This window comes from Limnochorda sp. LNt, from assembly GCF_035593265.1.
Taxonomy (GTDB): Bacteria; Bacillota; Limnochordia; order Limnochordales; family Geochordaceae; genus Geochorda; species Geochorda subterranea.
The window spans coordinates 743,181-767,827 of sequence record NZ_CP141614.1; the positions used below are offsets into that span (position 1 = coordinate 743,181).

Genomic DNA, 24,647 nt, shown 5'->3' on the forward strand with positions numbered 1-24,647 from the left:
CGTCCGGCCCTCATCATACAACGGAGGAGCGGTGACGGCGTCATGGGCGACTACATCAAGCTGATCTTCGAACGGGGCGGTGAATTCAAGGCACGGGTGCTGCGGGATAGGGCACCCACCAACTCCCAGATGGTGCTCGACCTGTTGCCGTTTGAGGGCGAGGTCTGCCACGGCATGTTCTCGGGGGAGATGTGCTTCTGCAAGTACGAGAAGCTGCACGTTGTCAAGGAGAACCCTAAGGTGCTGGGCGTGCCCGCCGGCGCCCTGGGGCTCGAATACGTTCCGGAAGGTACCACGGGGTTCATGCCCGGGATTCTGATCGCCTACGGGCCGAAGGTGCGCTTTGGCACGCCGTTCACCCCTGACGGGGAGCCTTTCTACGTCTTCGGTCAGATTGAAGGAGACTTGAACGCGCTCTATCGGGTGGGCCGCCGTATTCACGAACAGGGCGTCGAGAAGATCCGGTTCGAACGGGTTTAGACGGCGGTCACGTTTAACAACGACATCCCCCGCTGAAGGAGTGAGCGAACTTTGGTTCGTGAGGCCATTTTGGTGGAGTTTGAGCGCGGGGGCGTGTTCAAGGCGCGGCTCTTGGTCGAGGAGGCGCCCGATAACACCCGCTACCTAGTCAACGCCATGCCGCTGGAAGGGACGGCTTTGCACTGCATGTGGTCCGGGCAGGGTGTGTTCGCACAGCTGAAGGATTTCCCGGTGAACCCCGGCGAAAACCAGCAGATTATCGGCATCCACCCTGGAACGGTGGCCATCGAGTATTACCCACCATACATGCGCTCGCGGGGGCCTCGCACCGGTGTCATCGTCACCTATGGCCCCAACTTCTACTACAAAAATCCGTATGCCGTGCATAACCCGCTCCTGCTAGTCGGGCGCATCGAGGAAGACCTGGAAGAGCTTGCCCGGATTGGGCTTCGCATCCGCCGTCAAGGCGGGGAGAGGATGCGGCTGCGCCTACCGGAGTAGAGGCCAGTTCGGCCCCAGCTCCAGGAGGGCGACTACAGCTCGGCGTAACAGGGAAGGTGTCAGCGGTGCGGGCAGAACGCTTCTCCCAGGAAGAGCTGCGGGAATTTTGCATCGCCGCCCTTTGCGCTAAAGGTGTCAGCCGGGACGACGCGGCGACGGTCAGCGACTCCCTGATAGACGCCGAGCTGCACGGCGTGAGTTCACACGGCATGCCGCACCTGCTCCTATACATCGACAAGCTGGACCGGGGAGAAGCGTTGCCACAGGCACGGCCCACCGTCGAACGCCTGGGCCCGAATCTGTTCCGCATCAACGGACAGCGGAGTCTGGGGCAGATCGCAGGCGCAAAGGCCATGGGGATGTGCTTGGCCGCCGCGAAGGAATACGGGCTCGCGGCGGCCTGGGTGCACAACACCCACACGTACGGCGCGGCCGGCTACTTTGCGCGTATGGCGGTGCAGGCGAACTGTGTGGGTCTCACCTTTACCAACACGACACCGCTGATGGCTCCCTGGCAGGGGCGGCTGCCCCTTTTGGGCACGAATCCCATCGCGGTCGGGATCCCGTGCGACGGGGGGCCCCTCGTGCTGGACATGGCCTGCAGCGTGTCCGCGTGGGGGAACATCGTCAACGCCGCACGCCGAAACGAGCGCATACCCGACGCCTGGGCTCTGGATTCCCAGGGGCGACCCACGTCAGACCCACAGGAAGCCCTGGCTGGCGCGCTACTGCCGGCGGGCGGCTACAAGGGGTACGGCTTGGCCCTGGTATTCGAGATCCTGACGGGCCTTTTGGCCGGGGCGGGGCTGTCTGAGCCAATCCCCCGGGCGCCGGGGAATTTCCGCTCGCCGCTAAGGTCTCACGTTATGATGGTGATCGATGTGCAGCGGTTTCAGCCAATTGCGGCGTTCAAGGCGGATGTCCTCCGATATCTGGAGCAGCTGCGGGCATGCCCCCCCGCCGACGGGTGCGACCAGGTCCGGGTGCCGGGCGATCGGTCGAGGAGGGAGTTCGCGGAGCGCTCCCGGCACGGGATTCCTCTGGACGCTGATCTCGTGGACCGGCTCCGCGCGCTCGCGAGGCAGCTGGGGCTGCGGTTTCCGGCGGCGTTGCCTGAGCCGGGGAACGCCGGCTGAGGCCTCTGCCTGAAGTGGGGGAGGCTGGTTGAATGGTGTTATGTGTGCCCGCCAGACGGGTAGCATGGCCCGGACTCGGGAAGGCCAGTTGAAGAAGGTGGTAAACCTTGTCGGCTACCGACACGTTGGCAGCGTTTGTGGCCAACCTGAAGGGTGAGGAGCTCCCGGCAGAGGTGCAGGAAGCGGCCGCCCGCTGCTTGATGGATAATCTTGCCTGTGCGCTGGGGGCCAGCATTACCGAATCGGGGCGGCGCTGGCTGGCCTTGCCGGGCGGATCTGGGCCATGCACGCTGCTTGGGTCCGGGCGTACCGTGATACTGGAAGAGGCTGTTTACCTCAACGGCAATTTGGCCAATCTGCTGGATTTCGATGACACGCGGGGCGGGCATCCGGGATCGACTGTCATTCCGACCGGGCTGGCTGTGGCCGAGCAGTACCGCTGCTCCAGCGCAGACCTCCTGGCCGCCATCGTGGTGGGTTACGAGGTTCAAGTCCGACTGTTCCGGGCCTTTTGGCCGTCGCGGGCCCGGATGCATCTGTTCCCGAAACTGACGCTGCAGACCTTCGGAGCGGCGGCCACGGCCGGCAGGCTGCTGAACCTGAATGAGCAACAGATGGCCCACGCCTTCGGGATCGCCGCGACCTTGGCTCCCCTGCCGAAGGCGATCAGTTCTGCTAGCGGCAAGCGTCGGCCGTGGTATAAGGGATATCTCGGCTGGAGCGCCCGGACTGGGCTACAGGCGGCCCTGCTAGCACGCATGGGGCAGGTCGGCCCGAGGGGCGTCCTGGACGGCGAGGACGGGCTGGCGGCCTCGCTGGGCACGGACCGGTTCGGTGCCGACGCGCTGGTTCAGGACCTCGGCGTCACCTATGAAATCCTGAAGGTGGCCTTCAAACCGTATCCCTCATGCCGCTGGACCCATGCCGCGCTTGACGCCTTGCGGAACATCCGCGAGGCGGCGGGGGTGGCCGCAGAGGATGTGGAGGAAGTCGTGATCCACCTTCCGCCACCGTTCCATGAGTGGCTCGACTGGCGTACGCCGGCCTCAGTCACGGACGCGCAGTTTAGCTTGCCCTTCCTCGCTGCCCTCGTCCTTTACCAGTGGCCTGAGGCGCAGTGGTGGAAGCGGGATGACGTCGTCACCCGACCGGACCTGCTTGCCCTGAGCGAGCGGGTGGTCCTTCTCCCCGATCCCGGCCTGCTACGGCCGGAGGACCAGTCGCGCACCGTGCCGGCCCGCGTCAGCGTGCGGACCAGGAACGGCGCCGAGCACCGCGCCCTCGTGGCGATCCCCCGCGGCGAGGTTTCTAATCCCTTGACACCCGGCGAACTCAAGGGGAAGTGGGATGCGCTCACCGTGCCTGTTTTGGGTGAACAAGGCGCGGAGAAGCTCGCGCAAGCCGTGGCGTTCTTGGGGGATAACGAGACCGCAGCGATCTTTTGCGGTCTTAGCCCACGGGGTAGCCTATGATTTCCCGGTTCGTCTTGCGGCGCCTTGCAAGCTTGATTCCCACCGTTTTTGGCATCGTTCTCGTTGTGTTCTTCCTCGGAAGGGCGCTGCCCGGGGATCCCGCCCTGACCCTGGCTGGTCCGGAGGCCACCCGCAATCAGGTGGAGTTGATCCGACAACGGTGGGGACTTGACGAGCCGCTGACCGTGCAGATGGTCAGCTACATGCGCAACTTGGCCATGGGGGATCTCGGGGTTTCGATGCAAACGGGCCGACCAGTCCTAGAAGAAATCGCGAACCGGCTGCCGAACAGTCTAAAACTAACGTTAGCCGCCATGGTGTTCGCCGTTGTCGGCGGCACCCTCGCGGGGGTGTTGGCCGCGCAGCGCCCGTATTCGGTTTGGGACGGTTTCACCATGGTAGCGTCCCTGGTGTTCCTCTCCATCCCGGTGTTCTGGCTGTCCATCGTCCTCGTCCTGATCTTCAGCGTCCGGCTGGGCTGGTTGCCTGTGATCGGGATGGAATCGTGGAAGAACTTCATCTTGCCGTCCATCGCCATGGCCACGGGGTCGCTCGGGATGATCGCCCGGATCACGCGGACCTCGATGCTGGAGGTGCTAGGCGAAGACTTCGTGCGGACGGCGAGGGCAAAGGGGCTTGCTGAGCGGACGGTCATTTATAAGCACGCTTTGAAGAACGCCGTGATCCCGATCATCACGGTCATAGGGCTGCAGTTCGGGATTCTTTTGGGCGGCTCAGTGCTGACGGAGACCATCTTCAGCTGGCCGGGGATCGGGAAGTTCCTGTTCGATGCCATCCTGGCTCGGGACTATGCGGTGCTCCAGGGCGGCATTCTCGTATACGCCGTGTGCATCTCGTTGCTCAACCTCTTGGTGGACGTGAGCTATGCGCTCATCGATCCGCGCATCCGGTACTCATGACGGCTGTCGGACGCACGATGGACGCCGGGCGCAGCATGGTTGGGGGCGCACGATGGCTGAGGCAGGGGCGCGCAGGACAGAACAACGCGGCGAGGGCGATGGAACATGAACGGGACGGTGATACGCGCGTTCGCTCGCCAGTTTGCTCGGAACAAGCCCGGCGTGGCCGGGATCGTCATCATCATCGCATTTCTTGTAATGGCCCTCCTCGCGCCCTGGATCTCCCCCTACGATCCGGGCCAGATGAATCTGCTGGCCCGGAATAAGGGGCCCACTATCGACCACTGGTTCGGCAACGATGAGATGGGGCGGGATATACTCAGCCGGATCATTTTTGGCGCACGGGTATCCCTGCTGTCCGCCATTGGCGCCGTGAGCATCGCGACGCTGCTGGGTGTCCCTCTGGGTTTGCTGGCGGGCTACGTGGGTGGCTGGACCGACAGCCTGATCATGCGGGTCATGGATGTGCTCTTGTCCTTTCCCGCGTTTCTCCTGGCCCTGGGCCTGGCCGCGGCGATGGAGCCGGGCCTCGTCAACGCTGTCCTGGCTGTCGGCATCGCGCGGACGCCGCAGTTCGTCCGGATGGTTCGGGGGCTTACCTTGTCCGCGCGGGAACGGGATTTCATCCAGTCAGCCCGGGCTATCGGCGTCGCCGAGTCGGTGATCGTGTCCAAGCACCTCTTGCCAAACATTATGGGCCCCATTGTCGTCCAGGCAACGCTGCATGTGGCCACCTCCATTCTGACCATCACCGGGCTCGGGTTCCTCGGGATCGGTATGGATCCGCGGACTCCTGAATGGGGCGCCATGTTGAGCAGCGGCTTCAGCTACTTGCGCGTCGCGCCGCACATGAGTGTCTTTCCCGGGGTGTTCATCGTGCTCGCGGTGTTGGGCTTCAACCTAGCCGGGGACGCGCTGCGGGACGCCCTCGATCCCCGCATGAAGCGTTACCTGACCGCCAACCAATGAAGGGAGCATGCCAACGTTGAACCGACCGCCTCTCCAGGATCTGCTGGAAGCACTACGCCGGCGCACCCCGGAGTGGCTGGCCGAGGTGAAGAGCATCGCGGAGATCCCTGCCCCGACCTTTGACGAAGGCCGGCGTGCTCGGCACGTGGCGGACCGCTTGCGCCAAGTTGGTGTTCAATCGGTCAAGATCGATTCGGTGGGCAACGTCGTCGCGCGGTTGGGCGACGGCGGAAGACCCTACGTCATGGTCGTGGCCCACATGGATACGGTGTTCCCCCTGCACGCCCACCGCGCCCCGGTGGAGGACGGGGACCTGTTGCGGGGACCGGGCGTACGGGACAACTCGGCCGGTGTGGCAGCCCTGATCGGCCTGGCGAAACTGCTGCGGGAAGGCTTGATTAGTCCGAAGGGGAGCCTGTACCTAATCGCTTCTGTCGGTGAGGAAGGCCTTGGAAACCTACGGGGTGTGAAAGCGGCTATCGAGGCCCGTCCAGACGTGGACTTCGTGGTGGTGGTGGACGGGGGCTTCGGCGACATCGTCCCCTACGGTGTTGGTAGCGTGCGCTGGCGGGTCAGAGCCAGGACCCCGGGCGGGCATAGCTGGGCCGACTACGGTGTTCCCAGCGCCGTGCACATCCTGGTCGAACGGGCCTGCCGCGTCTTGAGTATCCCGCTTCCCGCCGAGCCGAAGACGGCGCTGAACATTGGCACCTTCACCGGCGGGGTTTCCGTCAACGCCATCGCGAGCTCGGCCGAGTTCTTGCTGGACTTACGTTCCCGGGACCAGGGGATTCTCACGGAAGTGGAGGGGCGCATTCGGGCGACGGTCCTCTCGGACGGGGACCAGGGAAGCGACGTCCAGATCGTCCTAGAGGAACTCGGCCGGCGACCCACGGGCGATTTGCGCCCTGCTCATCCCCTCTTGGCGATGGCCATACAGACACTGCGCGAGCTCGGGCAGGAGGCGCGGGTCGAAGCGGCCAGCACCGATGCCAACATCCCACTGGCAAGGGGTATCCCGGCTCTCACCATCGGCGCGAGCCGGGGCGCCCATGTGCACACGGCGAACGAATTCCTCGAAATCCCCTCGCTGGCGCCCGGGCTGGCACAGGTGGCCTGGCTGGTTCAGGAAGCCTCGCGCCAGTACAACCCGGAGTCATGGCATTTCTAGACGGGTGAGATTCAGAAGGAGGATGAATGGCCGAATGGCGGTGCAACCTTCGGTAGGTAACCAAGGGCAGGCTGTCGCCAGGCTGTATATCGGTGGGGAGTGGAGGGAGTCGCCCGAACGGGCCCTGACGCGGGACCCGTTTCACAAGACTCCGGTAACGGAACTTCACGTGGCGAGCGGGGCGGACGTCGAGGACGCGGTGCGGGCCGCGGTGGCGGCCAAGCCGGTCATGGCGGGGATGCCGGCTCACAAGCGGGCCCAGATCTTGCGCCGCGCCGCGGAGGAGCTCATGCGGCGCCGGGGGGAAGTGGCCCGCTCCATCACTGCAGAAAACGGCAAGCCGGCGGCGCTGGCGCAGCGGGAGGTGGGCCGGGCCGCCGAGACGCTGGAATTTGCCGCGGACGAAGCCAAGCGCCTGGCCGGCGAGGTCATTCCCATGGATTCTAGCAGCCGGGGCGAGAACAAGCTTGGGTTCACGCTACGGGTGCCGGTGGGGATTGTCGGCGCGATCACGCCCTTCAATTCCCCGCTTAACCTCATGGCCCACAAGGTGGGCCCGGCGCTCGCCGGAGGAAACACCGTCGTCCTCAAGCCAGCTCCGCAGACTCCCTGGTGTAGCGTGTACCTGGTTGAGGCCCTGGAAGCGGCGGGTTTGCCGCCGGGCGCTATCAACGTCGTCCACGGTGGCCCCGATGTCGGGGAGGCCATAGTAACCCATCCAGGGGTGAACCTCGTGACGTTCACTGGCGGCATCCGGGCGGGGGCCCGCATCCGCAACATCGCCGGCATGAAGAAAGTGCTTTTGGAGCTTGGGGGGAACGCGGGCAACATCGTTTGCGCGGACGCCAACCTCGACCGGGCGGCCCGGGAGATGGCGGCCAATGCCTTCGGCTACTCAGGCCAAAGCTGCATTGCTGTCCAGAGGATCTACGTCGAGCGGCCCGTCTACGAGGCGTTTTTGGAGAAGCTCCTTCAGTACACATCCCGCCTTAGGGTGGGAGATCCTTGGCTGCCCGAGACCGACATCGGTCCCATGATCAGCGAGGAGGCGGCGGAGCGGGTCGAGGCGTGGATCAAAGAGGCCGAGCAGCAGGGTGCCCGTATCCTTTGCGGCGGCAAGCGAGACGGGGCGCTGCTTGAGCCGACCGTCCTGGTGGACGTTCGCCCAGAGATGAAGGTCGTGTGCGAGGAGGTATTCGGACCGGTGGTTTCCGTGGTGGCCGTGGATTCGCTGGAGGAGGCCATCGCGGCGGTGAACGACTCGCAGTACGGCCTACAGGCAGGCATTTTCACAGCATCCCTCGGGAAGGCATTACAGGCGGTCCGCAGCCTGGAAGTGGGGGGCGTGGTTGTCAACGGAACGTCTAATTTCCGCTTGGAGCAAATGCCTTATGGCGGGGTGAAGCTCAGCGGAATCGGAAAGGAAGGGCCCCGCTACGCCGTGGAGGAAATGACCGTCGAGCGTATGGTCATCATCGATCTGGCTCCGTAAAGGGTTTTGAACCGGGCTGGCGTTGTACACCCATGATCCCCTGTCAAGGGCTTTCCTCAAGCAGCGGCTTTCAGTTGGGCTCCTTTCCGAGTCTGCTTGATCGCATAAGGGCTGCGGTCAACGATTTGATCGACCCGTTCGCCCAGCCACCTCAGCACATAGGCCGTGGGATAGGGCGCCGCGTGGCCATCGAGCAGGGAAAGCTTGGCAGTATAGAGCTCGGCACGGATGCCGGTAAACAACCGCCCCGTGCGCCACATGGCCCAGGCGATCCGAGCCAGCTTGGCGGCCAGGGCCACCACCGCCACCTGATGGTCCTTCTTGGCCCGCAGCCGCTCGTGAAACGCGCGCAGGGCCGGCGGGCCATGGCGGGCGACGCTGCTGGCGGCTTCCACCAACGCCCACCGCAGGACCGCCGGGCCTTCCTTCGTGATCGACCTCCGGCGGTCCGTCGTGCCGGACTGGTAGACCCGCGGCACCAGCCCCGTGTAGCTGGCCACGTGCTTGTCGGTGGAAAACCGGAAGGGGTCGCCGATGTAGGCATAGTACGTGGCCGCCGCGATGACATTGAAGCCTCCAAGGGAGAGCAGCAACCGCACCGGCGGGCAGTCCTTCACCCGATGGCCAATCTCCCGCTCCAGGGCCCGCAGGTGGGTGTTGGTCGAGCGCAGCTGCTCCAGCGCCACCGCCAAGGCCACCCGGTCGGCCGAGCACAGGTCCAGCTCCCAGAGGGCCTTCAAGTGACGACGCGCTTGCCAAAGGTTATGGGGCGCGCGATAGCCGGAGCGCTGGAGCAGGCTGCGGATTTGATTCTTCCACCGGGCCCGCTGCTCGACCAGCCGCCGGCGCAGATTCACCCAGCGCCCGCAGCTCCCGAATCGGCTTCGGCGGCACCCAGACCCCCGGCAACGTCCCCAGCGCCAGCCGCTCGGCCAACAGCTTCGGCCGCGGCGCCGCCGCCCCCTGCGCAAGCACCGAGCCGTCTGCTGCGTGACCCACACCCCGCCCGGGTCGTGGCCCCTGCCGGGACGGCCGCCACCCTCGAGCTGGATAGCGAGCTGGGCGATCGGTGGCACGTCGTGCTGTACCTGGGCTCCGTTCTGGCGCGGGGCGAGTGGGTGACGCTGGCCATCGGGGTGGATCTGTCGGGTGCCAAGCACGTGTTGGGGCTTTGGGAGGGGGCCACCCTCAACGAGGCGGTGGCCCGGCGGGCGGTAGGCGAGTTGACCGCGCGGGGCTTGCGCACAGAGCCCGGTGTGCTGGTCGTCACCGACGGGCGGCGGGCCTTGGATGAAGCTATCAAGCAGGCGTGGGGCGGCCGGGCCCGTATCGCCCACTGCCAGTATCAGGTGCAGCAGGAGGTCCTGGCCCACCTCCCGGAGAAAGAGCGCCCCTCGGTCGCCGACCGGCTCCGGCGGATCTGGACCGCGCCGGTGGACGAAGCGGCAGGCCAGCTCGACCAGCTCCTCGCGGCCTTGCAGGCCCGGCATCCCGGAGCGGCGGCGCGCCTTTTGGGAAGCTACGAGGCCGTGCTGACCGTTGGGCACTTGGGGCTCCCGCCCGATCTGGCACCCCACCTGGCGGCGGCCGGGGCCTTGCGGGTGACCGTCGAGCATGCGCTGGAGGCCAGCAGCCCGACCCAGCGCGGCATGGCGGCGGTGCGAGCCGGCTTGCCGGCGGCGGTGAGCCGGATGCGCCGGACGGTGGGGGCGGCTGGACTCGCCATCCTGGCCCAGCGGCTGGGTGCTGCCGCGGACGTGGCTGCGATCCACAAGACAGGGACCGTGCCCTCCCGAGCAGAGAGTACCGCACGATCCCCGAGGGAGTGATTCCCCGTGACAACGTATCACACCCATGCGTCCCTTGACCAGGGGGCCGCGGAAGGCTCCCGGGGCCGGGGCGGGCGGCCGGCGACGCAAGCGCCGGCTCTCCCGCCGGGAGCGGCGGCGGTGGCTGCGCCAGGCGCGCAAGACGACCGAGCGGGAGCTGGAGACGCTGGTCCGAGCGGGCCTGCTGGAGCTGAGCCGCCAAGCGGGGATGGCCTGGCTGTACCAGCGCCTGGAGACCGAAGCCGATGCGCTGGCCGGGGCCCCGAAGGGCCGCCATCAGGCCCAGCGGCGCGGCCGACGGCACGGCTACGAGGTCGGCAGCGTGGTGATGGGCGGGGTGCGCCTCCCCATCCTGCGCCCCCGGGTGCGCAGACTGCAGGGCCGGGAGGAGCTGGTCCCGCCGACCTACCGGGCCCTGCAGGACGAGGCCACCTTGGGCGAAGCGGCGCTGGAACAGAGCCTGGCGGGGGTCGCCATGCGCCGCTACGGCGAGACCATGCCGGACTTGCTCGGCATCCCCGATGAGCTTCCTCTCACCCACGTATCGCGCAGCACCGTGAGCCGGCGCTTCCTCGCGGAGGCCGGGGCCATCCTGGCCGAGATCCTCCACCGCCCTCTGTCCGAGCGGTACCTGGTGGTCTTCCTGGACGGGCTTGCGCTCGGCGAGCACCAGGTAGTAGCCGCCGTGGGCGTGACCGAGGCCGGGCAGAAGCGGGTGCTGGGACTGTGGGAAGGGGTCACGGAGAGCCGGGAGGTCTGCCAGGCCCTGGTGGAGGACCTGGCTGCCCGGGGGCTTTCGGCTCAGCATGGCCTTCTGGTAGTCATCGACGGCAGCAAGGCGCTGGCGGCGGCCGTGCGGGCGGTGTGGGGTGAGCGGGCGCTCATCCAGCGCTGTGTGTGCCACAAGGCCCGCAACGTGCTGGAGAAGCTTCCCCGCTCGATGCAGGGCATGGTGAGGCGGCGGCTGGCCCGGGCCTGGGGCGAGGCGGAGGCGGCCGCCGCCGCCCTCAGCCTGCAGGCCCTGGCCGACCGGCTGGACGAGACCGGATACGCCGAGGCGGCGGCCAGGTAAGCGCGAGGGGCTGGAGGAGACGCTGACTTGCCAGCGTCTCAACGGAAGTTCAGGGGCTGGTAGTGGGCAGGACCCGCATAGCGGTGGGCATTCAAACAGGTTGAACGCGTGCAAACGTAGCCAAGAGTATGGCCATACAGTATTGCCTCTGAGGTTGTCATATGCTACCATTGAGCCATGGGGCGCGTATCCAGTGCCATGCACATCGAGACCATCCGCCGCCGGCAGGGCGACAAGGTGTACACCTACCACCTGCTGCGCCAGACCTACCGAGAAGGCGGCAAGGTCAAGCACCGGACCCTCGCCAACCTCTCCCACCTGCCGGAAGCCGTCCTGGAGCTGGTCCGGCGAGCCTTGCGGGGCGAGCCGGTGGCGCCGGTACCCCAGACGGTGAAGATCCGCCAGTCCCGCCAGCACGGGGCCGTCGCCGCCGTCGTGGGCATGATCCGCCAGCTGGGCCTCGACCAGGTGCTCTACTCCCGCTCGGCCGACTGGGTGCGCGTGGCCCTGGCCGTCGTCGTCATGCGCATCCTGCGGCCCTCCTCCAAGCTGGGCGGGACTTTGTGGTGGACGACCACCACGTTGCCGCAGCTTCTGCGGTTGCCGCACAATGGCGCGGACGTCAACGACGTCTACCGGGCCATGGACGAGCTGCTCGCCCGTCAGGCCGCTATCGAGGCGAAGCTGGCGCGCCGGCACCTGACGGCCAACGCCCTCGTCTTGTACGACCTGACGAGCGTCTATCTGGAGGGCAAGACCTGCCCGTTGGCCCGCTTCGGGTACAACCGGGACAAGAAGCGGGGCAAGCGACAGTTTTGCGTGGGGCTGCTCACCAACGACGAGGGCTGTCCCGTGGCCGTGGAGGTGTTCCCCGGCGACGTGGGGGATCCCGAGACGCTGCAGGCCCAGATTGCCCGGGTCCGGGCTCGGTTCGGCATCGAGTACGTCGTGTTCGTCGGCGACCGGGGCATGATCGTCAAGGCCCGGCTGGCCGATTTGGAGGCGGTGGGCTTCGGGTGGATCACGGCCCTACGGGCGCCGGAGATCCAGAAGCTGCGGGATGAAGGGTTCTTTCAGCCGGGCCTGTTCGACCGGCGGGACCTGGCGGAGATCGCCGACCCCGAGCGGCCCGGGGAGCGGCTGGTGGTCTGCTACAATCCGCTGGTGGCCGAGGAGCGCAGGCAAAAGCGCGAGGCGCTGCTTTTGGCCACGGAGCGGGAGCTGGCCAAAATCGAAGCCCGGGTGCGCCGTCGCCGCCGCAAGCCCCTGACGGCCGACGAGATCGGGGTGGCCGTGGGCAAGGTGCTGAGGCGCTGGAAGGTGGGCAAGCACTTCCAGCTGGAGATCCGCGACGGCCACTTCTCCTTCCAGCGCAAGAAGGCCTCCATCGCCCGGGAGGCGGAGCTGGACGGGTTTTACGTGCTGCGCACCAACGTGCCGGCCGACCGGATGGAGCCGGCCAAGGTACAGGCCACGTACAAATCGCTGCGGGCCCTGGAGCAAAACTTCCGCACGATGAAAAGCGCCCTGGACCTGCGTCCGGTCTACCACCGGCTGGAGGACCGGGTGCGGGCCCACGCCTTTTTGTGCATGCTGGCGTTGTACGTGCGCTGGCACATGGAGCGGGCGCTTGAGCCCCTGCTGGCGGAGGACCCTCGTCAGTCCTTCGAAGGGCTGATGATGCAGCTGGAGACGCTGCAGCGCCACACGGTCGAGGTGGCCGGCCAGGAAATCCAGATGCTCGGCGAGCCCGAGCCGATGCACCAGCGGATCTTCCAGTTGCTGGGGGTTCCCCTGGCGTAGCCAGAAGGGTGACACCTTGAATCACGACTTAGCCCCGCCACCACAAAGATTTGAGGGAAATAGGAAGCGATGAACTTCCGCTTAACGAGCCGGCCGAGGGACAAACCATTGGCCTATCACTCGTGCTCCTAGCAGGTCAGCAGCACCCGGCAGCCCCGTCCTCAGCTCAACCGCTCCCGCATCCGGGACGATGCCTGCTACGACGTCGTACTGGCAAACACGGGAGCGACCGCTACGGGCGGTGGCCCCCACCTTGCCCGGTCCCCTCCCGGGGTGTAGCATGGCGGGCGAGGTGAGCGACTTGCGGGCCGTGCTCTTCGACATGGACGGCGTCCTGGTCGTCAGCAACCCGCTGCACTTCCGCGCCTGGCAGGACTTCGGCCGACAGATCGGGCTGGTCGTCACGGAGGAGATGTTCTACCGGGAGTTCTCCGGGCGCAAGAACGAGGAGGCCCTGGAGACTCTCTTCCCGGGCCGCTTCGACGCTGACCAGCGAGCCGAGCTCTCGCGTCGCAAGGAGGCCCTCTTCCGGGAACGTTACGTGCCGCTGCTGCTGCCCGTGCCGGGCGTCCGGGAGCTGGTCATCGACCTGCGTCGCCGCAGCGTGCCCCTGGCGCTGGCCACCTCGGGCCCTCCCGAGAACGTGCAGGCCATCTTGCGGCACCTGAAGCTGGAGGGCGCCTTCGACGTCGTCGTCACCGGACAGGACGTCACGGCCGCCAAGCCCGATCCGGCCATCTTCCGGATCTCGGCCGAGCGGCTCGGGGTGCCCTGCGAGCGGGCGCTGGTGATCGAGGACTCGGTCGCCGGCGTGCGGGCCGCTCGCGCAGCCGGTGCGGTCTGCCTCGGCGTCTCCACCAGCGAGCCCCCCTCTCGTCTGGAGGAGGCGGGCGCGGCTCACGTGGTGGCGGACTTCACCGGGATGAAGGCGGAGGCGCTGGAGGCCATCTTCCGCGACGTGCGGGGCCCCGAGTCACCCGCGGGGCCGACGGGCACCGACGCCCCATGACAAGACCCGGCCGACCCTATCGAGAAGAGAGGGGCGCCCCCCGGGGGACGCCCCTTCGCGTCAGCCTCCGGTGCCCCGGATCCTGGCAGGCGCCGGGCTCACGGCACCCGCCGGATCCGCCCCTCGATCCGGGCGCTCACCGGCTGCGGCAGCTGCTGCAGGTACTCCACGAAGGCGTCGAGGTCGATGGGGCCGACCACCCGCTCCGTGCCTTCGCGCAGGACGGTGAAATTGTCGCCGCCGTCCGCCAGGAAGCTGTTGACCACGACCCGGTAGCGCCCGTCCGGCCGCACGGGGGTGCCGTCTTCGAGGAAGATCTCCTCCGGGTCGACCCGGTCCCCCACGGGGCGCTCGGCATGCCACGTGTAACGCAGCCCGGCGATCTGCAGCATACGGGGCGAGGGCTGATCGATCCACTGCTGCTCCAGCAGCCGCTCGATCTGCTCGCCGGTCAGCGTCATGGCCACCAGGTAGTTGTTGAAGGGCTGCACCGTGTACAGCTCACCCCAGGTCAGCTCGCCCGCCTCCAGGTCGGCCCGGATGCCGCCCGGGTTCATGAAGGCGATGGGGACCCCCATCCGCCAGCGCTGGGCATCGGCGATGAGGTTGCCGAGCGGCGACTCGCCGGCCTCGCTTTGCTGGCGCACCAGGCGACCGTCCGCGGTGGCGATGACCCGCTGCACCCGCGGGGCGACTTGCTGCGCGTAGCGCTCCACCAGGCCCTGGATCACCGGATCCGGCACGATGCCGGGGGCGTCGACGACGGTGTCCACGATCTCGGCCCGCTTGGCGATGACGTCCTTGTAGGTGCGGTCGATGACCAGGTCGACGTCGGCCAGGGCCGTGCCGCTGGAGCAGGCCTGGGTGACCAGCTTGCTGCCCACCAGGCCCTGGTAGCACTGATGCGAGTGAGCCGACAGCACGACGTCGACCTCGTCGTCCATGCCGAAGACCAGCGGCACGATGGCGCCGCTCACCTGGCCGTCACGGCTGCCCGTGCCACCCTCGTGGATGAGGACGACGATGGTCTCGACCCCCTGCCGCTTGAGCTCCTGGACGTAGCGGTTGACGGTCTCGACCTCGTCGAGGAAGGCCAGGCCCTGCACCCCGCTGGCCGTCACGATGGTGGGGGTCACCTTGGTGATGACGCCGATGAAGCCGATGGGCACGCCCTGCACCCACCGGATGGCGTAGGGGGGCAACACGGGCTCCTGCGTGTCGGCCCAGACCACGTTGGCCGCCAGGTACTGGATGCGGGTCCCGTCATAGCAGCCCGTGGCGGGGTGGCAGCCCCCATACTGCAGGCGCAAGAGCTCCCGGATACCCTCGTCGAGCTCGTGGTTGCCCACCGTCCCGTACTCGAAGCCCATGGTCTCCAACACGGTCAGGGTGGGCTCGTCCTGCAGGAGGGCCGAGATGGGAGGGCTGGCGCCGATGACGTCGCCGACGTGCACCTTGATGGTGACCGCACCGTCCTGCTCTCGGGCCTGTTGCGCTCGAGCCTCGAGATAGGCCGCCAGGACGGCGGCGCCACCCATGGGCCGGCCCGAGACCATCCGGCTCTCGAGCTGGCCGTGGAAGTCATTGATGGCCAGGATCTGCACGTGCAGCGGTTCCTCGGCCAGCACGACCCCCGGAGGTACAGCGAGGGCCGACAACGACAACAGCCACGACGCGACGAGGACCGCCCATCTGCGAGCGGCGGCCCGGCTGGCGAAGCCCCGAAGCGACAACTCCCTCACCCCTCCCGGGCGCGAGCCGCGGGCGGACGCCCACCCGTGACCCGGCGTCTCGTGTCGAGCGCCTGGCCTTCTTCGAGGGGATGGGATGGCCTTCCTGCCCCTCCCGCGGGGCGGTGCGAGGGGTCGCTAGTAGGAGCGATGCTCGCTACCGGAGAGCAGCCGCCGGACGTTGGACTGGTGGCGCCAGGCGATGATGAGCACCATCAGGACCCCGCCGGCCACCACCGGCCAGTCGCGAAACGCCAGCCACAGCCAGACCGGGGCCGTGGAGGCGCTGATGATGGACCCCAACGAGACGTAGCGGGTCGCGAGCACGACACCGGCCCAGATGGCGACCATCGCCACCGCGACCGGCACCGAGATGACGGCCACCGCCCCGAGGCCGGTGGCCACGCCCTTGCCACCCGAGAACCGCAAGAAGACCGGCCACGAATGCCCGATGACGGCCAACAGCCCGCCGGCCACGGCACCCTGCACGCCGAGCAGCCGCAGCCCGACCCACGCCGCGACGGCCCCCTTGGCCACGTCGCCGGCCAGCACGAGCGCCCCGGCGCGGGCGCCCATCACGCGGGTCACGTTGGTAGCACCCACGTTGCCGCTCCCGTAGCGCCGGATGTCGAGTCGGCCCAGCCATCGCGCCACGCTGTACCCCACCGGCACCGAACCGACCAGGTACGCCACCAGCAAGACGACGCCCCACCGCAGGGCCGTCTCCCATCCCGGCGCCAGTTCCACTGCCAATTCCTCACAAGCCCCCCGGCCAGTCTAGCACAACCGGCGGGCCGGTGGGACGCCGCGGGCGGTACTCGCTGTCAACTGGCCCGGATCTCCTGGCGCATGAAGGCGATGTAGGCGACCATGAAGCAGATGAGCATGGCGGCCGCCAGGGCCGTCAGATGGGGCCAGATGAGCAACAGGCTCTGGCCCAGGGGCAGCGGCGCTCCCGGCACCGCCCCGATCACCTGCTCCAGGAGCAACGGGCCCAGGGCCCGCACCTGCGGGTTGAGGAGCGTCTCCACGGCCTCCCCGTAGAGCAACGTCGGCGAGAGGCGGTTGAGGGCCAGACTCCATCGAGCGTTGCGGAGCACCTGCATGGCGTCCTGCGAGTCGGTGACCGGCGCCACCGCGTCCGCCACCAGCCCGAAGAGCAGGCCCGCGAAGATGCTGAAGAAGAGCCACAGCGCCAGGCTGGCCAGCGCCGAGGCCACCGTCTGGCGGAGCACCGTGGAGAAGAGGATGGCCAGACTCAGCCAGAAGCCGACGTAGACGATGGTGACGGCCAGGAAGGCGACCAGCCTCAGGAACTCCTCCAGCGTCGGAGGCACGCCTGTCAGCACCAGCCCCAGCCCACCCACCAGGCCTCCCAGGGCGAAGACCATGACGGCCAGCGCAGCCAGCCCCGCGAGGAACTTGCCGTTGATGATGGCATCGCGGTGGATGGGCTGGCTGACCAGCCGGCTCAGGGTGCCCCGCATGCGCTCACCGTTGATGGCGTCGAAGGCCAAGGCGATGCCCAGCAGTGGCCCCAGGAACTCGACGAAGAACGTGAAGGGCGGAAGCGAGCTCCCGCCGGTGGTGAAGAGGCGCAGGAAGACGAAGGGATCGCTCTCCGACGCCTGGGTCAGCGTATCTCGCAGCGTGCGAGCGCCCACGTAGATGGCCGCCAACCCCGTCACCACCACGAGGCCGACCAGGATCGCGAAGCGATGCCCGCTCAGATGGTCGGCCAGCTCCTTGCGGAAGACAGCCCCGAGACCCGAGGGACGGCGGGGCAGGCGCCGGGCGGCCGGCTCACGCCGCACCGCCGACGACGGAGCGGGGACCGCGCTGGCCATCCTGCATCCCCCCTTGGAAGTAGAGGCGGTAGATGTCATCGAGCCCGTACGTGTGCAACCGCAGGTGCTGGACCGAGAGACCATGCGTCACCAGCGTGCGCGCCACCTCGGGCCGCACGTCCTGCCGGCAGCTCAAGACGAGTCCGTCGGCGTTGACCGTCACGTCGAGCACCCCGTCGATGGTGCGCACCAGGTGCTCGGCCTGGGATTGCTGGCCGGGCCCGACCCCGACCTCGACGACCAGGGGGGCGGTACCTGCCAGCTGCCGGGCCAGGCTCTCCACCGGCCCCTGGGCGATGAGCCGCCCGCCGACGAAGATGCCGACACGGTGGCAGATCCGCTGCACCTGGTGAAGCAGGTGAGAGGAGAGCAGCACCGTGACCCGCTCCTGCTGGGAGAGGTGGGCGATGAGCTGCAGCACCTCGTCGACACCCTTGGGGTCGATGCCCAGGGTGGGCTCGTCGAGGATGACGATGCGGGGACGCTTGACCAGGACGTCGGCCAGCCCCAGGCGCTGCCGCATGCCCCTGGAGTACTCTCGCACCCGGCGGTGCGCCGCCGAGGCCAGCCCGACCGCCTCCAGTAGGGCCTCGACGTGGGCGCGGGCCTCGCGCTCGTCGAGGCCGTTGAGGCGGGCGGTGTAGAGGAGGTTCTCCGAGGCGGTCAGCTCGTCGTAGAAGCCGACGTTCTCCGGGAGGTAGCCGACCCGCCGCTTGACATCCAGGGGCTCTCGCAGTGGGTCGTGGCCCAGCACGCGGACGACCCCGGCCGTCGGCTCCGTCAGGCCCAGGAGCATCAGGATGGTCGTGGTCTTGCCGGCTCCGTTGGGCCCCAGCAGTCCGAAGATCTCACCCTCGTGTACCGTCAGATCCAGGCCGTCCACCACCGTGCGCTGGCCGTAGCGCTTGGTGAGCCCTCTCGCCTCGATGACCGCGTGGGTTGCGGGCGGCTCCAAGGCCTGTCACCTCCTCGCGCGTCGCCGTCCGCGGGCTCAGCGGCGCCCGTAGACCCTGAAAGTGGTGAACAGCCCGGCGACGACCACGGCCACGATGCCCACCCCGACCCATCCCCAGAGGGTCGGCGTCTTGACCGCCACTCGCAGGGTCGCGTTGGAGGCGGCCTCCGCCGCCATCGCGCGCACCGTCACGGCGTAGTCGCCGGCGATGGCCCGCCCGTCGGGCCGGAGGGTGGCGGTGACCTCGCGGGACTGGCCGGCCGGCAGCACATCGATCCGGTCGGGGTCGAACGTCATCTGCCAGTTGATGGGCGTGCTGGCGGAGAGCGTGATGCCGTGAAGGTCGGCGCTACCCGTGTTGTCCAGCCGCAGCTTGACCGGGCTCTCCCGTCCGGCGACGGCCTCCGCGTTGAGCCGGCCGGAGGGTGTCGTCAGGGAGAGCTCGTAGGTGCCCGTGATGACCGTGGTCAGCTGGAGCGTCGCCTCCGACCCCACCGCAGAGGCCCGCAGCAATACGGGGTACTCGCCCGCGGGGACCCGGCTCGGGGGCGTGACGCGCACGTCCAGGCTCTGCGTGGCACCGGCCCGCACACCGATGCTGGCCACCTGGCGGCTCTCGAAGCGCGGCGATATCTCGACGCGCCACCCCTCGGGCGCCCGCGCGTCGAGCTGGTAGGTCTGGTCCTCGCCGCTGCGGTTGGCCAGCTGCACCGGAAACTCGAATTGTGCGCCTGCCGGTCCCCTGAGCTGCGGATAGTCGGTCGTCAGCACCACGGGCCTCTCCACAGCCCGCTCGCTCACCCTGAGACTGAGGCGGAGTCGGGACGAGCCGGCCGCCAGCACCACGGGATAGTCGCTCGGTGCAGCGTCACGCGGGATGGTCACCTGCAGGTCGAGGTAGACCGTGCCGGGTCGGCTCTCCTCCCGGGGAGGGACGTAGGCCTGGTGCACCCGGGTGCCTCGCCCGCGGAAGTACACGTCCCAACCCTCGGGCGACTCCAGCACCTGCAGATCCACCACCTGGCCCGCGTCGCCGTAATTGGCCAGCGTCAGCGAGATGGTCTGGGTGGCACCCGGCTCGACGGCCATGCCGGGGAAGTCGCTGGTCAATACCACCGACGGCGCGGCGGCTCGAGTCGGCCCGGCCCCCAGGACGAGGAGCAACAGCAGGGCGGACGTCCACCGAAGCCCGGGCCCAAGCGAGCGAGCGACGGCCACATCCATCGCGCATCCCCCCAAGACCCACGGTGGTTGTCGCTCTGATCGCGGATCTTACTCGCCCCGCCCACTTTGTCCACCGCTGAGCGGCCTGCTCGTCAGCGGCGCAGGCCGAGAGCACGGTACAGGTCCGGGGTAGCCGCCTCGACCGGGGGCAGCCCCAGCACCCGCTGGGCCTCCCGAATGGCCGCGAGCGTCACCGGGCCCATCCGGGCGTCGGCCCGACCGGGGTCGAAGCCATGGCGGCGCAAGGCCCACTGCAGCAGTGGCACGGGGAAGTCGACGGTTCCGGCGGGCAGGGGCGCCTCCCAGGTCACCTCGGGCAGGGTGCCGACGATGGTGACCGGCGTGCCCTCCGTCACCATCTCGAAGAGCCGCTCCACGTCGGCGTTGTACATCCGGATGCACCCGGCGCTGGCCTGGGTGCCGATGCTCCAAGGCCGGTCGGTGCCGTGGATGCCGTAGCTGCCGAAGGGGATGTCGAGACCCATCCACCGGGTGCCGAAGACCCCCTCGGCGTAGCCCTTGTCGACGATCCACCACTCGCCGACCGGTGTCATGCTGAGAGGCTTGCCGACGGCGACGGGCCACCGCGCCTGGACCTGGCCATCTCGGTAGAGCGTCAGCACCAGACGGCTGGTGTCCACCACGACCCAGGGGCCACCGCTCCGTGCGCCGGGGTGCAGGGGGAGGTGCTCCGGCTGGGGCGCGGCGATGGCTGACTGGTGCTGGCTGTCGATGAGGCTCACCGCCTCCTCCTGGAAGAGGCGAGCGATGGCGCGCAGGGTGGAGGCGTCGGCCACGCCGGTGACGGGCAGCCCGTATCGGCCCTGGAAGAGGCGCACCGCCTCGCGGGTGTAGGGGTCGTAGCGCCCGTCCAGCGGATGGGGGAAGAGGGCGAGAAGCCGCAGGCCGAGCTGGAGCTCCCGGACGGCGTCGGGGTCGTCGCGCTGGCCGGGCAGCCCCAACGAGCTCACCTCTCCGCATAGGGGCGGGCGGGGGGACGCCGAGGGAGAGGCGGCCCACGCCGTCTCGGTCAGGACGAGAGCCACCGCCGCCAGCCCGCTCAGGGCCACCAGCCCCATCAGCCAACCGGTGGGGCCCCTCACGGGGGTCGGGCGGTCGCTGGCTCGGATCGGTGCTCCCAAGACGTCTACCCCCCGGGGTCGACCTATTCGGGCGGGCAGCGCGGGCATGACGGCCCGAGGCCGGCCGAGATCCGGAGGAGGACGGACGAGGGGAGCGGCCGTAATCAGGATCGGCAATCGGTCTCATCCGCAGGGAGGGGGTCGGGCCCCATGCGACGTGTCGGCATCGTCGGAGCCGCCGTGACGCCCTTCAAGGCCCGATGGTACGAGAAGACGTACTACGAACTCGCGCAGATGGCCACCGCCGCGGCGCTGGAGGACGCGGGCCTCGCCACCGGCGACGTGGACGGCGTCGTGTACGCCATCTACAACGACATCTTCCAGCGGGCGGCCATCCCTGAGCATCCCCTGCAGGCCATCACGGGCCTGTCCAACAAGTTCGGCGTGCGGGTGAGCAACGGGGGGGCGACGGGCGCGTATGCGATGTCCGTCGCCCACGCCTACCTGGCGGCCGGGCGGTTCAAGACCCTGCTGGTGCTGGGCGTGGAGAAGGCCACCGACTGCTTCGACTTCCAGTCCATGTCGGCTACGCCCGAGGTGATCAAGACCATCGGCTGGTCGGGCGATACCTTCTTCGAGCAGAAGCTGGGCTGGACCGCCTCCGACAGCTACGCGGAGGTGGTGCTCGCCTACATGGACCAACACCCCGACGACCTCAAGCCCGAGGTGACCGCACGACTGGCGGCCCTGCTCAGCCAGCAGGCGAGGGACAACGAGTTCGCCCAGCGCCGCTTCGACCAGGTGACGCCCGAGGAGGTGCTCAACTCCCGCATCGTCGTCTACCCCTTCAAGGAGCTGGAGATCTGCGTCTACTCCGAGGGAGCCGCCGCCGTCATCATGGCCGAGGAACAGACCGCCCGGGCCATCGCCCGCAACACGGGCCAGCCCGTCATCTGGGTCACGGGCGTCGGGGAGGCCAACGAGCCCTCGTACGCAGGCAAGGGCCACAAAGTCATGCACCGGATCTACTCCCACCACCTGGCCGCGATGCGGGCCTACGAGATGGCCGGCATCCGGCACCCCCTGGAGGCCATCGATGTGGCCGAGGTGCACGACGCCTTCGTGCAGCAGCTCCAGATCACCATGGCCGAGATGGGCTTCGTGCCGCTGGGCAGAGCCGACAGCCTGGTGGAGGACGGGATCGTGACGCCGGGCGGCCGCCTGCTGCTCAACCCGTCGGGCGGACTGCTCTACTGCGGCCATGCGGTGGGGGCCAGCAACATCATGTCGGCCTGGTCCGCCCGCCGCGAGCTGGTTCGCCGGGGGCTGAGGCGCGCGCTGGTGCACGGTACGGGCAGCACCGTGGCCCAGTACGGCGTCGTGCTGATCCTGGAGCGAGACTGACCCTGACCCGACGAGGTGGGGAGGCGGTTCACCGTGGCAGACAAGATCATCCCTCCCGAGGCCATCCCCGAGGTGGGGTCGGAGGTGATCCGCGTCGACGGCCAGCCGTACCTGCTGGTCAACGACGCGATGTACACCTTCTACCGCCGCACGATGGGTGAGTTCTCGCCCTTCTTCCTGGCGCTGCGGGACGACAAGCGCATCCTGGGCGCCCGTTGCAGGCGCTGCGGGCTGGTGCGGGTGCCGCCGTTCGTGACCCGCTGTCCCGATTGCCAGTTCGCCCCCACCGATCTCGTCGAGGTGGGCGACGTGGGGCAGCTCATCTCGACGCCGCCCGTCACCTACTTCGCCAACTCCCTCTTCCAGGAGCAAGTGCCCTTCGGACGGGGCCGGGTGCTGCTGCACGGGGCCGACACGGCCCTCAGCGTCAACCTCTACACCACCCGGGGCATCCTGGTGCCGGGCATCTTCCGCAAGGGGACCGAGGTCAAGGTGGTCTTCCGGCGGGAGCGGCGCGGCGAGATCACCGACATCTTCTGCGTGCCCGCCCATGAGCTGACGCCCGACCAGGTCCAGCGTCGGGGACTAGAGGAGACCGAGCTGGACTGGGAGCGGGGCCAGGAGCCCCCGCTGCCGGCGGCCACCGAGGCGGCGAAGGAACGCTTCGCGCAGGTGGCCCGGGAGTTGACGGCGCTGGCCCGGGAGCTGAGCGCCCACCCTCGAGCACGGCGCGACATCGCCGGATGGTGGCGGACCGTCCTGGTCAAGACGACGGGGGGCACCCTGGTGATGCGGATCGCCGACGGCGACCTCACCATCGAGGAGGGCAGCGTCCAGGCCCCTGACTTCGTGATGGTGGTGGCGGATCCCGGGGTGCTGCTGGACGCCCTGGCCTACCGGGGCTCGCTGACGCAGGCCATCATGACCAACAAGCTCTGGATCAGCAAGAACGTCGAGTTCAACACCATCTTCAAGCTGGAGCGCATGGCGCGGTCGCTGGCCCGCTCCCGGAAGGCATGAGCGTGCGGGACAGCCCCGGCCTAACGTGGAGCCACCATCACGACGCGGCGCTTGAGGAGCCATCGCCCGTCAGCGCGATCCTCCACGAGCCCGCTGCGTAGCGCGGCCGGGGCCTGCCGGAGGATGTCGTCAGCCCGAGCCGCCTGAGGGCTGTCGGGCGGGACGGGCGCGAGCCAGCGCTCCCACGGGATGGGCTCGACGTGCACCTCGAGGGTGGTGACGGTCAGGCCGGCCGCCTCTGCCTGCGCTCGCCACTGGTCGGGGGTCAGGGCCCGCACGTGGGAGTCGTCCCGCGCCGCCTCGAGAGCGTTGAGTAGGTCGGCCTGAGCGGGGTCGAGGGCAGTCATGTCGACGATGCCGAGTCGCCCGCCGGGGCGGAGTACCCGGGCCATCTCCCGCACCGCCTGCTCCACACGGGGGAAGTGGTGCGGCGCTCGCCGGCTCGTCACCAGGTCGAAGGAGGCGTCTGCGAAGGGCAGCCGCTCGGCGTCTCCCACCTGGAATCGCACGTTTCCAAGGCCCTTCTCGGCGGCCAGGCGGCGGAACGGCCCACCCATGGCCGGCGTATAGTCGAGCCCGATGACGAGGCGCACTCGGAGAGCCAGGCGCAAGGCCGTGTGACCGGCAGCCGTGGCCACGTCGAGCGCCACCTCCTGCGGCTCGGGCTGCAGGAGCTCGACGAGACGGTCCAGGTCTGCGCCCTGGCCGTGGCTCTCGCTCCTGGCATAGTGCTCGGCATGCTGGGAGAAGAAGCCACGCACCCGCTCCTTGGCCTCGCCGTGACGGTCGTCCAGGTGGGGATGTCGGACGTCCATCGCGTCGCTCCCATCCTCGTGTTGGTGATGCGGGGAGCCCGGCAGCTTGGAATTCAGGGGATGAGGGCCTCGTACCTCCTCATGAGCGCCGTGAAGTTCCATCAGGAACGAGAGCAGCGCGTACCCGCTGGCGATGCCCGGCGCGGACGAGGTACCTATCGCACCATGCACGAAGTCACGCAGGGGCCACACCATGTGCCCCGGATGGAGACCACTTTGGGGTCACAGCGGGGCCTTAGCCGCTTCACGTCCGGGAGTTTGCCCATGCCGACCTCTGGCGTCTGTCCCGTATGCGGCGAGGTGTACCTGCGTCACAGCAGCCTGACGCGGGTCAGCGATGAGCCTTTGGCCGATAGCGCCGTCCAGCTGCTCACGCTCTTCGGCGAGGCCTTCGCCCAGCTCGAAACGAAGAGCCACCCTCGCGGGCGGCTTCGTCATGCGGTTGGTGCCTCGTTGATTGACAGGAGTGATGGACGGGCGGGTCATCCGCGTCAATCAATGGCCTGCCAATCCCGTCGTCACTGGAGCTGGCGGCGGGAATCGAACCCGCGACCTGCGCATTACGAGTGCGCCGCTCTGCCGGCTGAGCTACGCCAGCTCGAAACAGAAGAAATGGAGCGGATGACGGGATTCGAACCCGCGACCGTCGGCTTGGGAAGCCGATGCGCTACCACTGCGCCACATCCGCTCGCCGCCTCCGAGTATAGCCCAGCGGC

22 protein-coding genes and 2 tRNA genes are annotated in these 24,647 nt (G+C 68.3%); 14 read left to right on the forward strand and 10 right to left on the reverse strand.

Going from position 1 to position 24,647, the window contains the following annotated elements:
* Positions 1–42: 42 nt before the first annotated feature.
* The 8 genes from VLY81_RS03490 (at position 43) to VLY81_RS03525 (ending at position 8,141) form a co-directional block, all read left to right on the forward strand.
* Positions 43–480: a DUF3830 family protein gene (locus VLY81_RS03490; protein WP_324669639.1), complete on the forward strand. Its 438-nt coding sequence runs from the start codon at positions 43–45 to the stop codon at positions 478–480.
* 72 nt (positions 481–552) lie between these two features.
* Positions 553–981 (forward strand): DUF3830 family protein, encoded by a 429-nt coding sequence (locus VLY81_RS03495; protein WP_324669640.1) that lies wholly within the window; start codon positions 553–555, stop codon positions 979–981.
* Positions 982–1,046: 65 nt separating this feature from the next.
* On the forward strand, positions 1,047–2,117 hold the full coding sequence (locus tag VLY81_RS03500) for an Ldh family oxidoreductase (RefSeq protein ID WP_324669641.1): 1,071 nt from the start codon (positions 1,047–1,049) through the stop codon (positions 2,115–2,117).
* Positions 2,118–2,224: 107 nt separating this feature from the next.
* Entirely contained in the window at positions 2,225–3,589 is a 1,365-nt protein-coding gene (locus VLY81_RS03505) for an MmgE/PrpD family protein (protein WP_324669642.1), read from the forward strand.
* Complete coding sequence (locus VLY81_RS03510; RefSeq protein WP_324669643.1) at positions 3,586–4,509, forward strand: ABC transporter permease; 924 nt, start codon at positions 3,586–3,588, stop codon at positions 4,507–4,509. The genes VLY81_RS03505 and VLY81_RS03510 overlap by 4 nt, the downstream gene beginning before the upstream one ends.
* Positions 4,510–4,614: 105 nt before the next feature.
* Complete coding sequence (locus VLY81_RS03515) at positions 4,615–5,478, forward strand: ABC transporter permease (RefSeq protein ID WP_324669644.1); 864 nt, start codon at positions 4,615–4,617, stop codon at positions 5,476–5,478.
* Positions 5,479–5,485: 7 nt separating this feature from the next.
* Entirely contained in the window at positions 5,486–6,649 is a 1,164-nt protein-coding gene (locus tag VLY81_RS03520; RefSeq protein WP_324669645.1) for a M20/M25/M40 family metallo-hydrolase, read from the forward strand.
* A gap of 34 nt (positions 6,650–6,683) precedes the next feature.
* Complete coding sequence (locus VLY81_RS03525) at positions 6,684–8,141, forward strand: aldehyde dehydrogenase family protein (protein ID WP_324669646.1); 1,458 nt, start codon at positions 6,684–6,686, stop codon at positions 8,139–8,141.
* A 56-nt stretch (positions 8,142–8,197) separates the two neighbouring features.
* Here the strand turns inward: VLY81_RS03525 and VLY81_RS03530 are convergent, their stop codons facing one another.
* Positions 8,198–8,998 carry an IS110 family RNA-guided transposase gene (locus tag VLY81_RS03530; RefSeq protein WP_324669647.1) on the reverse strand — a complete coding sequence of 267 codons (801 nt, stop codon included), beginning with the start codon at positions 8,996–8,998 and terminating at the stop codon, positions 8,198–8,200.
* Positions 8,999–9,154: 156 nt separating this feature from the next.
* Here VLY81_RS03530 and VLY81_RS03535 point away from each other — a divergent pair, with 156 nt between their 5' ends.
* From VLY81_RS03535 to VLY81_RS03550, 4 genes are all read left to right on the forward strand, one after another.
* Positions 9,155–9,970, forward strand: a complete 816-nt coding sequence (locus VLY81_RS03535; protein ID WP_324669648.1) for a transposase — start codon at positions 9,155–9,157, stop codon at positions 9,968–9,970.
* A gap of 34 nt (positions 9,971–10,004) precedes the next feature.
* A complete protein-coding gene (locus VLY81_RS03540) occupies positions 10,005–11,042 on the forward strand; it encodes an IS256 family transposase (protein ID WP_324669649.1) in 1,038 nt (345 codons plus the stop codon).
* A gap of 198 nt (positions 11,043–11,240) precedes the next feature.
* On the forward strand, positions 11,241–12,845 hold the full coding sequence (locus VLY81_RS03545) for an IS1634 family transposase (RefSeq protein WP_324669650.1): 1,605 nt from the start codon (positions 11,241–11,243) through the stop codon (positions 12,843–12,845).
* 280 nt (positions 12,846–13,125) lie between these two features.
* Complete coding sequence (locus VLY81_RS03550; RefSeq protein WP_324669651.1) at positions 13,126–13,854, forward strand: HAD family hydrolase; 729 nt, start codon at positions 13,126–13,128, stop codon at positions 13,852–13,854.
* A gap of 98 nt (positions 13,855–13,952) precedes the next feature.
* On the opposite strand, the gene VLY81_RS03555 is transcribed toward VLY81_RS03550, so the two are convergent.
* From VLY81_RS03555 to VLY81_RS03580, 6 genes are all read right to left on the reverse strand, one after another.
* Positions 13,953–15,596: a bifunctional metallophosphatase/5'-nucleotidase gene (locus VLY81_RS03555; RefSeq protein ID WP_324669652.1), complete on the reverse strand. Its 1,644-nt coding sequence runs from the start codon at positions 15,594–15,596 to the stop codon at positions 13,953–13,955.
* Between the two features lie 126 nt (positions 15,597–15,722).
* The gene (gene plsY, locus VLY81_RS03560; protein WP_324669653.1) at positions 15,723–16,331 is read right to left on the reverse strand and encodes a glycerol-3-phosphate 1-O-acyltransferase PlsY; all 609 of its coding nucleotides are present in this window, start codon (positions 16,329–16,331) and stop codon (positions 15,723–15,725) included.
* 77 nt (positions 16,332–16,408) lie between these two features.
* On the reverse strand, positions 16,409–17,431 hold the full coding sequence (locus VLY81_RS03565) for an ABC transporter permease (RefSeq protein WP_324669654.1): 1,023 nt from the start codon (positions 17,429–17,431) through the stop codon (positions 16,409–16,411).
* Positions 17,388–18,386: an ABC transporter ATP-binding protein gene (locus VLY81_RS03570; RefSeq protein WP_324669655.1), complete on the reverse strand. Its 999-nt coding sequence runs from the start codon at positions 18,384–18,386 to the stop codon at positions 17,388–17,390. Before VLY81_RS03570 ends, VLY81_RS03565 begins: the two co-directional genes overlap by 44 nt.
* Positions 18,387–18,422: 36 nt before the next feature.
* Positions 18,423–19,610, reverse strand: a complete 1,188-nt coding sequence (locus tag VLY81_RS03575; RefSeq protein WP_324669656.1) for an NEW3 domain-containing protein — start codon at positions 19,608–19,610, stop codon at positions 18,423–18,425.
* A 92-nt stretch (positions 19,611–19,702) separates the two neighbouring features.
* Positions 19,703–20,752 carry a peptidoglycan-binding protein gene (locus tag VLY81_RS03580; RefSeq protein WP_324669657.1) on the reverse strand — a complete coding sequence of 350 codons (1,050 nt, stop codon included), beginning with the start codon at positions 20,750–20,752 and terminating at the stop codon, positions 19,703–19,705.
* Positions 20,753–20,902: 150 nt separating this feature from the next.
* Here VLY81_RS03580 and VLY81_RS03585 point away from each other — a divergent pair, with 150 nt between their 5' ends.
* Together VLY81_RS03585 and VLY81_RS03590 are read left to right on the forward strand one after the other, a co-directional pair.
* Positions 20,903–22,096 carry a thiolase family protein gene (locus tag VLY81_RS03585; protein WP_324669658.1) on the forward strand — a complete coding sequence of 398 codons (1,194 nt, stop codon included), beginning with the start codon at positions 20,903–20,905 and terminating at the stop codon, positions 22,094–22,096.
* Between the two features lie 33 nt (positions 22,097–22,129).
* Positions 22,130–23,116: a hypothetical protein gene (locus VLY81_RS03590; RefSeq protein WP_324669659.1), complete on the forward strand. Its 987-nt coding sequence runs from the start codon at positions 22,130–22,132 to the stop codon at positions 23,114–23,116.
* Positions 23,117–23,136: 20 nt separating this feature from the next.
* Here VLY81_RS03590 and VLY81_RS03595 read toward each other — a convergent pair whose 3' ends face one another.
* The 3 genes from VLY81_RS03595 to VLY81_RS03605 form a co-directional block, all read right to left on the reverse strand.
* A complete protein-coding gene (locus VLY81_RS03595; protein ID WP_324669660.1) occupies positions 23,137–23,931 on the reverse strand; it encodes a class I SAM-dependent methyltransferase in 795 nt (264 codons plus the stop codon).
* A 522-nt stretch (positions 23,932–24,453) separates the two neighbouring features.
* Positions 24,454–24,529: transfer RNA gene (locus tag VLY81_RS03600), tRNA-Thr, on the reverse strand.
* 15 nt (positions 24,530–24,544) lie between these two features.
* Positions 24,545–24,619 (reverse strand) — tRNA-Gly (locus VLY81_RS03605).
* Positions 24,620–24,647 lie beyond the last annotated feature (28 nt).